Source organism: Candidatus Pantoea floridensis (assembly GCF_900215435.1).
Taxonomy (GTDB): Bacteria; Pseudomonadota; Gammaproteobacteria; order Enterobacterales; family Enterobacteriaceae; genus Pantoea; species Pantoea floridensis.
This window is the reverse complement of record NZ_OCMY01000001.1, coordinates 2,897,574-2,910,237: the sequence shown is the minus strand read 5'-3', so window position 1 is coordinate 2,910,237 and position 12,664 is coordinate 2,897,574. Positions and strand designations below refer to the sequence as shown.

Genomic DNA, 12,664 nt, shown 5'->3' with positions numbered 1-12,664 from the left:
AAAAAATCACTTATAAATCAAACTCACAAAAATATCTATTTCTTTGCAAAGTTCCTTAGGGCATTCTAAAGGTAAGAGATGCCCACAATCTTCTATAATTTTAAAAGAATAAGGATTGAAGTACACCAAAGTCCTTTTGATTTGTTCGGTGATATTAGGAACACTTCTATCATCATTACCAATTATTAACTTAACTGGTAATTTAACTTTATCAAAGACACCTTCATAATCCTCCTGACTTCCATTATCAGCCCATTTATGAAATGCTTTACAGTCAGCTCGTAGGGTGTCTTCAATAGCGAGTTCTTTTAATTCCGGTTTCAACGGCTGTGAACATGCACCGTCTACAAATGCTTTGGCTTCTTCTGAACTTCCCGTCCATTCTTTCTGTTGCAGGTATTGCTGGACAGTCATAGGCTGTGGAGTAAGTGGTGATGGAGCAACGAGAATAAGTCCACTAATTGCATCGGGGAACTGTAAAGAAATAATGGCCGCGATTTTACCAGACATTGAGTGACCAATCAGGAACGGTTTTTTTATCTTAAGATCACGAATATTTTCCCACACAGTTTTAGCCTGCGATTGAATACTCATATCTTTTAAGGCCCCAGAGTTACCAAAACCGGGCATATCAAAAGCAATACAATCGTAATCATGTTTGAGATTGTTAATTGCAGGAGTCCAGGTGTTAGCAGAACCACCAAGATAATGCATAAAAACTAATGTCGGTCCTTCCTGATTCCCCTGACGAGTGAAGCTAAGCATTTGTAACCTCTTACTGAACCTGTTTTTTTAATTTCTAATTAGACAGAGAAATTTTAGTCTAAACTTAGAACAAAGCAATGTTCAGTCAAACATATAATCTGTTAATTAATATTAACCATGTTTTGAAAATTCATTTTTTAGGGAGCAGACATTGGACAATGATAACTACCTTCAGAACATATACACTAATCGTTCTCAGGAAACTATTCATGAATGGTTACTGGAACTAGAAAATCACTTTAATGAAAAGGGTGTGATGTTCTATCCTGAAAAACTGTTAGCTCTGACAAGTGGTATTCAGCCCGAATTAAACCCGCAAATAAAAGCACTGTTATCTGATGTTAAATTACTCGTTGATAATGATCCGTTAGCAGAGGTTATGAGCGAAGAAAATTTTCACATGACTTTCCTCGCTATAACTCAGTCCATCTATGAAGCCTATAATGACATTTCTGAAATTGCCGATCTGACAGAACGGTTCAGCCTTACCATAAGAAATAACGAGCTTAAAGTGAAAGAGCTTCAGCTTGTAGCATTGCCTAATCAGTTATTATTGGCTGGAATCCCTGATAGTAACTCAATCAACCTGCGAAAAATATTTTGGGATGATCTTATGAGTTCTGACTGGCAGTTAAAGTTACAGGATCGATATCTGGGTAAAGCCCTACCCCCTGACTTCTGGCATACGACTATATTGAGATATAAATCTAATAAATTGCCACCACTCATTAGAGAGTATTTCCTTTCACACTCAGAAAAAAGATATGGTGAAATTGAAGGTAAAATCAAACTTGTGCTGACTCGATATGACTGGGACAAGCCTGTAAATATTATTTAGTTGAAAAAATATTAATGATGAGGATCGTAGTGAGATCCTCATCACACAAACTACAGCCATAGCAATAAAGTCCATATCTTGAGAGACAGTTGCCCTAATCCTGCCTGAAACCCCTGAGTAAGCTTGAGCACTATTACATGCTGTATGAGCGGAGCTTAATGATGTCTCATGTAAATCAGACAGTCACCTACGATAGTGACCATCAATCAAAAGTCAGAAGAATGAATCTCTTTGTATCCATTTCTGCTGCTCTCGCAGGGCTTCTTTTTGGACTGGATATAGGGGTAATCTCAGGTGCCCTGCCTTTCATCACAAAACATTTTCAGTTAACCAGTCATGAACAGGAATGGGTTGTCAGCAGTATGATGCTGGGAGCCGCGATTGGAGCAATTTGCAACGGCTGGGTTTCGCATCGTCTGGGAAGAAAATACAGCCTTATGGCTGGAGCCATCCTCTTCATTGTGGGATCACTTGGTTCTGCATTCGCAAACAGTGTCGAAGTTCTTCTTACATTCAGGGTTCTGCTCGGGCTGGCCGTTGGCATTGCTTCCTATACAGCCCCACTCTACCTGTCAGAGATGGCAACAGAGAATGTTCGCGGAAAAATGATCAGTCTTTATCAGCTCATGATCACTTTTGGAATTGTCGTAGCTTTCCTGTCGGATACTGCATTCAGTTACAGTGGCAACTGGCGAGCAATGCTTGGAGTTCTCGCTATACCAGCGGTTATTCTTTTCGTTATGGTGATATTCCTGCCTAACAGTCCCCGCTGGCTGGCTTCTAAAGGCTTGCATGTAGAAGCGGAAGAAGTACTCAGAATGCTCAGAGACACATCTGAGAAAGCACGACAGGAGCTGAATGAGATAAGGGAAAGCCTCCGTATGAAGCAGGGAGGGTTTGCACTTTTCAGGAAGAACAGCAATGTGAGACGAGCCGTTTATCTCGGTATGTTGCTACAGGGTATGCAACAGTTTACGGGTATGAACATTATCATGTATTACGCCCCTCAGATTTTTAAAATGGCTGGCTTCCAGAGCACTCAAGAGCAAATGATTGCGACCATTGTCGTGGGTCTGACCTTCATGTTCGCCACCTTCATTGCAGTTTTCACCGTTGATAAAACAGGAAGGAAGCCAATCCTGAAGATAGGATTTAGTGTAATGGCCTTCGCCACAATGGTTTTGGGATACTGTCTGATGAAAGCGGGTCAGGGAGAAATCAGTACGGGTCTGTCATGGGTGTCAGTGGGTATGACGATGTTATGCATCGGTGGTTATGCTATGAGCGCGGCTCCTGTGGTCTGGATACTGTGTTCTGAGATACAACCCCTGAAATGCCGGGACTTTGGGATTACCTGTTCAACCACGATGAACTGGGTTGCAAACATGATTATCGGTGCGACCTTCCTTTCACTTCTGGGTAGCATAGGTCCGGCAGGGACATTCTGGCTCTATACAGGGTTCAATCTGGTCTTCATCGTGATAACTTTTCTGCTCGTCCCTGAAACTAAAGGGGTTACTCTTGAGCACATTGAAAAAAATCTGATGTCTGGTAAGAAGCTTCGCGATCTGGGACAGTAAGTTTAAACCTAATAAAAGCCAGTCATTCATTGCTGGCTTTTATCTTTTCCAAAATATAATTTTTGAAAATTTATAGTCTTTTTCTACAATCATCACACTCACCATTTTCAGGATTCAATATACTACTTACCTTATTCTTTTCTTCCTTAACTCTTCTCCTAACCAACATATCCTCAAGGGTGTTATCAAAATTAGAATCAAGCAATTCTTCTACGATCCAATGCTCAATCTCGCCATTTTTTCCGGTATAATAAATTGATAAATCGAAGTTATTTATTATGAATAGTGCTTTTTCAGCAAAGCTAAGTTCAAAATGTTTCAAAAATAACTCAATCACTATATTTCCACTTGGAAAGTCTAAGAAATTGTCACTTACCCCCCTTTCACTTAATAATTGTGATGTAGTCTCTCCAAGCCTAACCACTACCTCTTTTATATCATCATCTGTGACTTCTGTCTTATCCATTTCAATCCCTCTCTTTGATTTAATGCTATATAATTTTTTATCTGATTTTAAAATAAAGTCAAACTCGCCACATTTATTAAAGGCTAAGAAGAACGAGGTTTAAGAATTTATAAAGTAGCATTTTACTTTATATTCATAGATACTTCTCCTAAGAAGAAAGTGAGGTATCCAATTTTAATTCATCAATTGGTCTTATTGATTTCTATACTTAATATTAATCAAGCATGTTTTCAGAAAACCTTTTTTATTAACTCTTTCATAATGTGACTCTAATCTTAAAATCTCAAATTAGTGATTCATGCTTAAAAGATGGATTTCTATAAATTCATCTTGTTTCATACTATCCTGACTCCCTTCCACTCAAGCACTTACACTCAAAGAGAAGCTATTAGATGGACCATTCACATATACCTGGCGAGGAGAAAAAAAGAGTTGCAACCGATAGAAAATTGATCAATTTTTAACCAATAGTTTTTTTGCTGTTCCATCAAGGAACTTAAATGACTGATAAAACTGATTACATTCATAAGCTTAAGGTTGCCCAGTATCTACGGATGTCTACAAACCTCCAAGAGTTTTCGCTGGATAATCAAGCCCAATTCATCAAAAAGTATGCTGATACGCACAATATGGAAATCATACATACCTATGACGATGCAGGTAAGAGTGGTGTAACTACTACTGGAAGGCATGACTTTAATAAACTAGTTAATGATGTTCTGACAAAGGTTATTAATATCGATGCAGTCCTTGTATACGATGTAAGTCGTTTTGGTCGATTCAAGGATCCCCAAGAAGGCATTTACTATAAATATCTCCTTAAAATGAATAATGTGAATGTCATCTATTGTGCCGAAAACCTCCCGGAAAATAGTGAAACTGAAACATTCATACTTTCTTCACTTATGTACGCAGCGGGAGCCTTAAGTAAAAACCTTTCAATAAAGGTATTTGCAGGACATGTTAACCTGGTGAAAAGAGGATACTATCAAGGAGGAAAACCCGGATATGGGCTTAAAAGAAAGTTACTTGATAATAATAATAAACCAAAGATGATACTCGCTCATGGCGAGAGAAAGAGCCTTCAAACAGACAGAATAGTTCTCACTCCTGGAACAAAAAAAGAAATTGAGCTGATAAAAAAGATTTTTAATATGTTCATTTTTGACGGATTGAATGAGTATCTTATCGCTTCACGACTTAATCAGGAGGGGTATAGATTCAGCGATAAAACAGAATGGACAAGAGGTCGAATTCACTCCGTTCTTATCAATAGCAGATATACAGGCAAATACACATACAACCGAACGTCACAAAAGTTAAAGACAAAAAAGGTTAGCAACCCTGAAGATGAATGGATTGAGTATAGTTCCTTTTTCAAACCCATCATTTCAGAAGAAAAATTTAAATTAGCTAAGGAAATAATTAATAATCGTTCTATAAAAATGAGCAATGAAAAAATCCTTGATTGTTTGAGAAAAATTCTTTCCAAGCATGGAAAAATATCAGGCTTTATTATAGATGAGGAGGATGATAGTCCATCAAGCAGTGTAATTGCAAACCGCTTTGGAGGTCTTCTTAATGCATATAAATTAATAGATTACACCCCTGATCGAGATTATCAATACTTAGAGATAAACTCTTACCTACGAAAAAAACACGGTGATATTGTTAACAAAATACAAAATGAAATTCTAAGTAGTGAAGTGAACATACTTGAAAATAAACTGGTTTCAATTAATAAATCTTTAAGCTTCTCCATAGTGCTTTCACGATGTAAAAAAGTAGGTTTAAACAAGCATAGATGGATAGTGCGATTGGACAGAAGTCTAAATCCAGAAATTAGTATCATTGCAAGAATGAACAGTCTCAACACAGAGCCTGTTGATTACTACATATTACCGTCATTAGATTTTTTTGAAAATGAATTAAAACTCAAAGATAACAATAACCTTTTGTTCGAAATGTATCGTTTTGATGATATCAAACCATTCTTTAATATGCTATCAACTGATAATAAGGATGTAATATAAATGCAAGATCAAAATGTTCACATGGTTAAAATATCTTCTATTAAGGTGGTAATCCCTCGGTCGAGGAACAAATTTCGTCATGCAGAAATAACTGAAAGCATTGATGCAAGCGGGCTAAGGAAACCAATAACGATTCGAAGGATCGTTGATAAAAAATACGACTTCGCACTTATTTGCGGTCAGGGCCGACTTGAATCGTTGACTGCATTGGGTGAGGAGTTAATTCCCGCTTTTATATTGGATATAGACGAAAACCAGGCTTACATCATGAGTTTGGTCGAAAACATGGCCCGAGTAATTCCTAGAGCAGGGGAACAGTTTCAACGAATAAAAGAAATGGCTGAACAAGGTTTAACTAATAAGGAGATATCAAGCTCTACCGGCCTATCTTTACACTGGATTACAAGCTTAACCATGCTTATTAATAAAGGTGAAAACAAACTTTTATCGGCTGTTGAATCAGGATGCATACCTATATCTTTTGCGGTAGAGATTGCAAGAGTGGACTTCGAGGGTGGTCAAGAACTATTGCTAAAAGCTTTTGACGAAGGTCTGATAAAGCATAAAGATGTTGGTAAAATTCGCGAAATTCTCGACTCGCGTGATGAAGGTCTTAAAGGTTTCATTAATAATAATTTTGGAGTTGCTAAGAAAAAGAAGAAGATGACTACTGATGAATTGCAGCAACTTTATCAGGACAATATCTCTCAACATAAAAAAATTAAAAATAAAGCTGAATATGTAGAGATTAAATTACTGGTTACAAGTCAGATTTTCAAAGAACTTACCAGCAATGAGAATTTTTCTAAAATAGTAGACGAAGAGAGTTTACAAGATGTAGTCAAAGTTATAGTTAAAAATACCACTAATTGAGGTGTAACATGATAAAATACTGTTTCAATGATAAATCAGTTAGTTTCAAACTTACCGACCTAACTTACACAAAAAAGCTACCTGTAAATTTTCAAATAAGTAAGAAATTCACACAAATAAAAAGCACTATATTAGCCATCGGCTTAGTAGAACCAATACTTGTCTTCATTGATCAAACAGACAACTCTGTGAAGATTCTCGATGGTCACCTTAGGGTTGAGGCCCTTAAAGACTTAGGCGAAGATAAAGTTAACTGTCTTATTTCGACCACATACGATACTTACACACCAAATAAAAAAGTCAACCGGATAACAATTATACAGATTCAACGAATGCTAAAAGAAGCAGTAAGAGTAGGAGTTCCTGTTGAAATGCTTTGCACCGCATTAAATATAAGTATTGAGTCTCTGAAATCTAACCTGTCAGTTTTAAAGGGGATCTGCCCGGAAGTGATAGATTTGTTTAACGATAAAGATATCCCAGTTAATACTTTTAGAACATTAAAAAAAATGGTTCCTTTAAGACAGATAGAATGTGCGAACCTGATGGTAAAGTTTGAAAATTATTCAACCCTATTTTCAGAATCGCTATATCACAGTTCCTCTCCTGAATACCTTATACAGCTCCCAAAAAAGAAATCAGACTCAAAACTTGCGAACAGGAAAGCGATAGAACGACTTGAGAAAGAAATGGCTCAAGTTCATTTTGACACTCAAAAAATCAAAGAAACCTACGGCTCGAATAGTTTAAAGCTCACGATTATCATATCTCATATTAAGAAACTGCTTGAGAACCCAAAAGTTTTTCATTGGCTTCTGAGAAATAAAAGCGATTACTTGAATGAGCTGACAGAAATCTCCGACATTAACAAACTAACTTAAAGCTTGTTTTTTTGTGGCTTACATAATTTCCTTTTGTAAATATTAGGATCTACATCTATTTTGCAGATCCTGACTTCGTAACCAAAATTTCTAATACTCTTGTGAAAGTTTTTTAAATTGATTTTTGAAAACAAAGGCAAATCTTCAGGCAGTTTTTTGTTCGTAGCTATGGCGAAAACTAGTTTATAATTTTTGGCATCAGGTCGCTTTACATGATCAGCTAATTTTATATGGTCAGGAAGCTTCTCATTAAGTTTCCCACGGAACTCTGAATCGCTTATAAAAAGTTCAGAACCGACAAATCCTTGTGAGAAAAGGTGGCTCATACTTTGTGAACCACTATAATATTTCACATGAATAAAATCTGATGCATCTTTTATAAGGTCGCAAAATTCAATTTTACTTTTTCCTCCACCATGATGAATAAATTTTTGATCCATGTGTGTAAATGATGTGTCACCAAGACAAACATTTTTATTGTAATCTTCTTCTCTTTTATAAGAGTATACCGGAAACTTATCAGACTCCTCATAATGTAGAATCTTTTTCATCTCATCATCAATGGTTGTTACGAATTTTCTATCGGCAACATACCATATCGAGTCTCTTAAAATATAGTTCTGGTCGCCCTCTTTTATCTCAGCATAAAAGCATCTATATAGGGACCATTTTTTTATGGATTCAAAATCGGCATTCAAAACATGCAGGCAATTTTTTTTAAGATCGTCAATAGTTATCTCTGTATTTTTACTGTCGAAAAAATCACAAACTTGTTCTACTGACAAGTTTTCATGTACAAATCGTTGTCTCTTCTCGAAGCAATAACCTATTTGATTTTCCCAGTCAACTATTTCAGGCTCTCCAATCCATACATCATCAAATTCTCTTGATTTTATTTTCTCAATTAAAATGAGATCCAATATTTCAATTTCTTCTTCGTCGGCTTCTTTAATATTATTAACCCACTCGAATTCTTCAGGAAGTGGTAAAAGATAAATAGAATTTATTTTAGATAACAATTCGGGAATAGCTTTCAATTCAATATCAGGCATAATTACAAAAGCATCTTTTCCAGTTATTTTATTTCCTAAAACATCTTCAGTGGAAGTGCCCGTGAGGGTCGTGAGAATATCCATCTCAGAATCTATTTTAAGATTATATATATCGACTTCTTTACTACTTTGACTACGGGTTAAAAGATTGGTTTCGTTATGACTACCTTTATCCAGGCTACGGATTTTTTTATGTTCAATACATTTAAGGGTTGTTTTCAGTCCAAAACCTTTGACAATGCAACTATCATTAATTAAGTGATGACCAGTTCCAAACGGAATAAGATACCTTGAGTTATCAACCTCAACCACCAGTACTGCTCCAGTGCTACTATTCATACCAAAAAAATCGGGCTTTATGTCTGCCTTTTGGCTTGTAAATAAAGTAGTCCATTCAGGTAGCACTGGGTCAGAAATTTGCTTTGCAAAGAGGTATGCTCTTGCATCATCCATTTCAAATTCAATAGGTTTTTGGACTTTTTCCAAATTCAAAACCTGATCAATGTCATCAGTAATTTTTTTTGTTTTATAAATTGAAAGTTTTATCTTCATTATATTTACTCCCAATGTCTTATCGGGCCAGTATATTTAAGGAGTTCAATAGCTGAGTGTCTAATGTTTCTCTTACTGGAGTAGGCAATCCATTCGCAACCCTATAATTCTTAATTGCTGTCCTTGTGGCTGGCCCCATGCTCCCGTCAATATTACCGTTGTAAAAACCTTTATCGAGCAAGGCGAACTGCACTCTCATGATTAACCGCTTACGTTTTTCTGTATCAGCAGTCAGCCCACTACTTGCACGGTTGGCACCTGTGGTTCCTGCTGAGCTTGTTGTAGTTGAGCTATCCGTGTCATTAGAACGAAGCGAACGGACTGAGGAGGAGGAGGACGACGAACGAGTTCCTGAACTGGATGAGTCTGAAGTGCTTGGCGAGCTGTATGTTTTGGGATAGTAAGGAGTGCTTCCGCCATAGTAACCACCGCCTGATGAGGAACGGTGTGAGCTGTGGCTACGGTGAGAACTGTGACTTCTGTGTCCTGCAATGTAGAACGGCACTTCGGTGTTGAGCGGGGCTATCACCAAATCATGTTCGTTCAGGGTCATGCCAGGTAAATCACTGGCACCAGTAGATGAATCACTTGCCCATACAGAGTTATTAAGAGCCAAAAATCCAGGAAGCAGAGCCGCGAAATTAAACTTTTTCATATTATTGGTCTCGGAGGTTGATGAAAACGGCCTTTTGACGAACTGAAATAACCAGCACAGGAAGACTTCTGAGTGCATTCATCACATTCTTTGGGATAGTAATTTTTCCAGTCTGAGATGGACTGTGTAGCAAAATCCCATGCCCTTTCAGGAAGGTGACACAGTGGATAATTGAAGATGGTAAGAGGGATACCTGACCTGTGTGCAGTGTCTACAGCCGAAAGGATTTGTTCGCTGTAGTTGTCGTGCTCTATAAAGATTGATGACCAGTTTTTACGGGCCCATCCAATCGACTCAAGTCCCATCAGGGAGATCTGGTTAATGTTCGAGAACACACGACCAGCAAACTCTACTATGTCATCAAGCTCTTTGAAGTTCGCCTGAGTAGGGATGACTCTCAGTTCTATGTTGATCCCTGAGTTACCGGCATTGATCATTCCCCTGACTGTTTCATCAAATGCTCCCTCGCTTCCGACAAGGTAGTCGTGCACTGATGCTCTTGAGGAATAAAGCGGTATCCCAAACGTGATTTTGATCTTCTCGCTTCTTTCTTTCATCTGCTGGGTAAAGCTGACATCCGCAAATTTCCGTCCGTTGGTAAGAACATGCAGTGCTGTGTCAGGGGAATTTTCGATTATGAAGTCCAGAAAATGCAGGAAGTCTTCGCCATAGAGCAAAGGCTCTCCCCCGCTCACTCCCACTACTCCATTCAGAGAAAAGGAAGCTATAGCCAGAGCTGACTTGTTAAGAAGCCAGTCATCGTTTCCAGCTTTAGGAGGCTGAGAACAAAACAGGCAACTGTTGTTGCACCTTTCAGTGACAAGGACAGTGTTGTGGTTTGCTCTACGGGACAGTATCACCCGGAGCATGTTTCCGTTGTTCACAATCCCAATGTCACCATTTTCAATGGAATCGAAAAGTTCCTGGCTCACAATCGAGTCTGCAAAATATGCAGGCAGTCTGGAATCGAGTTGTGTTGAAGTGACAAGCAAATTTGGCAGATAGAATTGAGGATTCTCGGGCTTGGTTTTACACAGGCAATAGAAGCCTTGCTGAACGGGTAAATCTGATGAAAACCGGAAAATATCGTTTCTCAGCACCTCAGACATAAGCCCACCTTTTGAGCATCTCAGCCATTGGTCCATCCTGAGAGATTTCATTCAGGAGGAAGCGGAACATCCCCTTGTGATACTGGCAGAAGGTTGATCGACTCTTATCTCCAACAGGCTCCCCATGAACACTGATGTTCTGGCAAGGATCTGCTCCACAGAAAGGCTGATAAGCGCAGGTGTCACAACCTGGCATGGCGAAGTTGAATGATGATGAGAGAGCGGAACGGTAGTATTCGTTGCTACTGAATGAGAGTGAGGCAAACTCTCCGGCACTGAAATCTGCTTCGGGATTTACTTTCTGGAGCATACGGCTTTCGTCACTACCGTAGACCTTACCGTCATAGTTGAACAGGATGCAGTTCAGCACTACTCCGCTTGGTGATTTCAGATCTGCATAACCACTGAAACCCGGATTGAAAATCCGCTTTAGATGGATTGAAGCCGAATGCTCAACGACAGGTATGCCCTTCTGGTTCTGAAGCAACACTTCCTGCATTAACTTTTTATAAAACTCAAAATATTCAGGCATTGAAAAAGCAAAGCTCTGCTTCTGAGCAAACCCGTAGGGACTTACAGGCCGGATAAACATGTCAGTGATGCCAAGAGACAGATGAGCATCCACTATGGAAGCTGGCTCTTTTGTCAGCTCCTTAGTAACTGTGGTTACCGTAGCTACCCGGTTTGCTCCCAGCTCTTCTGTGATTTTTCTAATGCCCGTGACGGCTTTGTTGTGAGCCTGATAATCGGTAAGGATACGGTTTTTATTGTGGACAGCTTCATTACCATCAAGAGAAGCGGAGAAGGTGATATTCCGTTCTTTCACCCATGAGAGAATGCCTTCATCCAGTATTGAGAGACTGGTAGCAATAACCATTTCGAAAGCATCACTACCTAACGAACTCACACACTCATCATAAATTGACTGGACGAGATCGAACCTGAGAAGCGGTTCTCCGCCCTGCACTTCAATCTTGTAAGGTGGGATGCCCAGCTTCTTAATGGTGCTTACGATTTGTGGTATCAGTTTTGGATTCAGATCGTAACCATCAGCGGTGACCGATGCTCTGCTGACCTGGCAATACTTGCAAGTGTGATCGCACCTGAGAGTCGGCACTATCATGAAGATTGGACGGACGGCCAGTTCATTCATCAGTCGTTTGGCAAAGGCTGAACTCAGAGAAGCTTTTGAAACTGCCTGAGTTGCATCGTCAGCAATGAACAATCGGCTTTCAAGTAGTCGGGAGGTGGTTTGCTCTGGAGGAAAGCTGTTATCGGCAAGTAAGCTCAGTTCTTCGTTATTAACGAAGCTGTGAAAGCCAGCAAGGTTGCTGATGAAGACTTTGCCATTGCTCAGGCGGTCAAAGTTGAATGGCATAGTGTTCATTGAGAGAGTCTCGAATCAATACTCCTCAGAACATTATCGATGATAGAAGACCTGACTTGGCCGGTTTGTGCCTGAAGCTTCTCTCTAAGTTTGTAATCATTCAGAAGTCGCTCAAACTCGAACTCAACCCCGTCATTCCAGTCATCGAACGAGACGAGCCAGTACTCATTGTCTTCATCCAGCTTCCAGCGGGTGACAGTGCTCATCCAATAGAGACTACTCCTCACCACCCACTCAGAATGCACTGTTTTATCTATATTTTTTTCAATCACATCATCACCAATAAAGTAAAATGCAAAATACAGAATTTTCTTTCGCTATAGTGAAAAAACCACACAGCAAGCTTAGAAATAAGATAATAACCGATTGATTTATGTTAACTTTTATTTTTTAGTAGGATATTTCTTAATTTATCTTAACCATTAAAATTAAAATGTAAATATTTTTTATAAATTACTGTGCATTATTTTTAC

At 38.7% G+C, this 12,664-nt stretch carries 12 protein-coding genes; 5 read left to right on the top strand and 7 right to left on the bottom strand.

Annotated elements, in window-relative coordinates; translation table 11 throughout:
• Window positions 1-6 precede the first annotated feature (6 nt).
• A complete protein-coding gene (locus CRO19_RS13555; RefSeq protein WP_097096297.1) occupies window positions 7-765 on the bottom strand; it encodes an alpha/beta fold hydrolase in 759 nt (252 codons plus the stop codon).
• Window positions 766-916: 151 nt separating this feature from the next.
• Between CRO19_RS13555 and CRO19_RS13550 the strand changes: the two genes are divergently transcribed.
• A complete protein-coding gene (locus CRO19_RS13550) occupies window positions 917-1,603 on the top strand; it encodes a hypothetical protein (protein ID WP_097096296.1) in 687 nt (228 codons plus the stop codon).
• Between the two features lie 161 nt (window positions 1,604-1,764).
• A complete protein-coding gene (locus CRO19_RS13545) occupies window positions 1,765-3,183 on the top strand; it encodes a sugar porter family MFS transporter (protein WP_141400271.1) in 1,419 nt (472 codons plus the stop codon).
• Window positions 3,184-3,253: 70 nt separating this feature from the next.
• Here CRO19_RS13545 and CRO19_RS13540 read toward each other — a convergent pair whose 3' ends face one another.
• Window positions 3,254-3,649 (bottom strand): hypothetical protein, encoded by a 396-nt coding sequence (locus CRO19_RS13540; RefSeq protein WP_097096295.1) that lies wholly within the window; start codon window positions 3,647-3,649, stop codon window positions 3,254-3,256.
• 500 nt (window positions 3,650-4,149) lie between these two features.
• Between CRO19_RS13540 and CRO19_RS13535 the strand changes: the two genes are divergently transcribed.
• From CRO19_RS13535 to CRO19_RS13525, 3 genes are read left to right on the top strand one after another with little or no spacing between them, the layout of a single operon-like run.
• The gene (locus CRO19_RS13535; RefSeq protein ID WP_097096294.1) at window positions 4,150-5,682 is read left to right on the top strand and encodes a recombinase family protein; all 1,533 of its coding nucleotides are present in this window, start codon (window positions 4,150-4,152) and stop codon (window positions 5,680-5,682) included.
• Window positions 5,683-6,555: a ParB/RepB/Spo0J family partition protein gene (locus tag CRO19_RS13530; protein WP_097096293.1), complete on the top strand. Its 873-nt coding sequence runs from the start codon at window positions 5,683-5,685 to the stop codon at window positions 6,553-6,555. It abuts the gene before it with no gap.
• An 8-nt stretch (window positions 6,556-6,563) separates the two neighbouring features.
• The gene (locus CRO19_RS13525) at window positions 6,564-7,436 is read left to right on the top strand and encodes a plasmid partitioning protein RepB C-terminal domain-containing protein (RefSeq protein WP_097096292.1); all 873 of its coding nucleotides are present in this window, start codon (window positions 6,564-6,566) and stop codon (window positions 7,434-7,436) included.
• On the opposite strand, the gene CRO19_RS13520 is transcribed toward CRO19_RS13525, so the two are convergent.
• Genes CRO19_RS13520 through hxsD form a run of 5 tightly spaced genes read right to left on the bottom strand, consistent with a single transcriptional unit; the run spans window position 7,433 to window position 12,463 of the window.
• Window positions 7,433-9,040 carry a TIGR04141 family sporadically distributed protein gene (locus CRO19_RS13520; RefSeq protein WP_097096291.1) on the bottom strand — a complete coding sequence of 536 codons (1,608 nt, stop codon included), beginning with the start codon at window positions 9,038-9,040 and terminating at the stop codon, window positions 7,433-7,435. The two genes, CRO19_RS13525 and CRO19_RS13520, sit on opposite strands and share 4 nt — an antisense overlap.
• A gap of 19 nt (window positions 9,041-9,059) precedes the next feature.
• Complete coding sequence (gene hxsA / locus CRO19_RS13515; RefSeq protein ID WP_097096290.1) at window positions 9,060-9,695, bottom strand: His-Xaa-Ser repeat protein HxsA; 636 nt, start codon at window positions 9,693-9,695, stop codon at window positions 9,060-9,062.
• Complete coding sequence (gene hxsC / locus CRO19_RS13510; RefSeq protein ID WP_097096289.1) at window positions 9,692-10,804, bottom strand: His-Xaa-Ser system radical SAM maturase HxsC; 1,113 nt, start codon at window positions 10,802-10,804, stop codon at window positions 9,692-9,694. Before hxsC ends, hxsA begins: the two co-directional genes overlap by 4 nt.
• Window positions 10,797-12,191 carry a His-Xaa-Ser system radical SAM maturase HxsB gene (hxsB, locus tag CRO19_RS13505; RefSeq protein WP_097096288.1) on the bottom strand — a complete coding sequence of 465 codons (1,395 nt, stop codon included), beginning with the start codon at window positions 12,189-12,191 and terminating at the stop codon, window positions 10,797-10,799. Before hxsB ends, hxsC begins: the two co-directional genes overlap by 8 nt.
• On the bottom strand, window positions 12,188-12,463 hold the full coding sequence (gene hxsD, locus CRO19_RS13500) for a His-Xaa-Ser system protein HxsD (protein ID WP_097096287.1): 276 nt from the start codon (window positions 12,461-12,463) through the stop codon (window positions 12,188-12,190). The genes hxsB and hxsD overlap by 4 nt, the downstream gene beginning before the upstream one ends.
• Window positions 12,464-12,664: the final 201 nt, after the last annotated feature.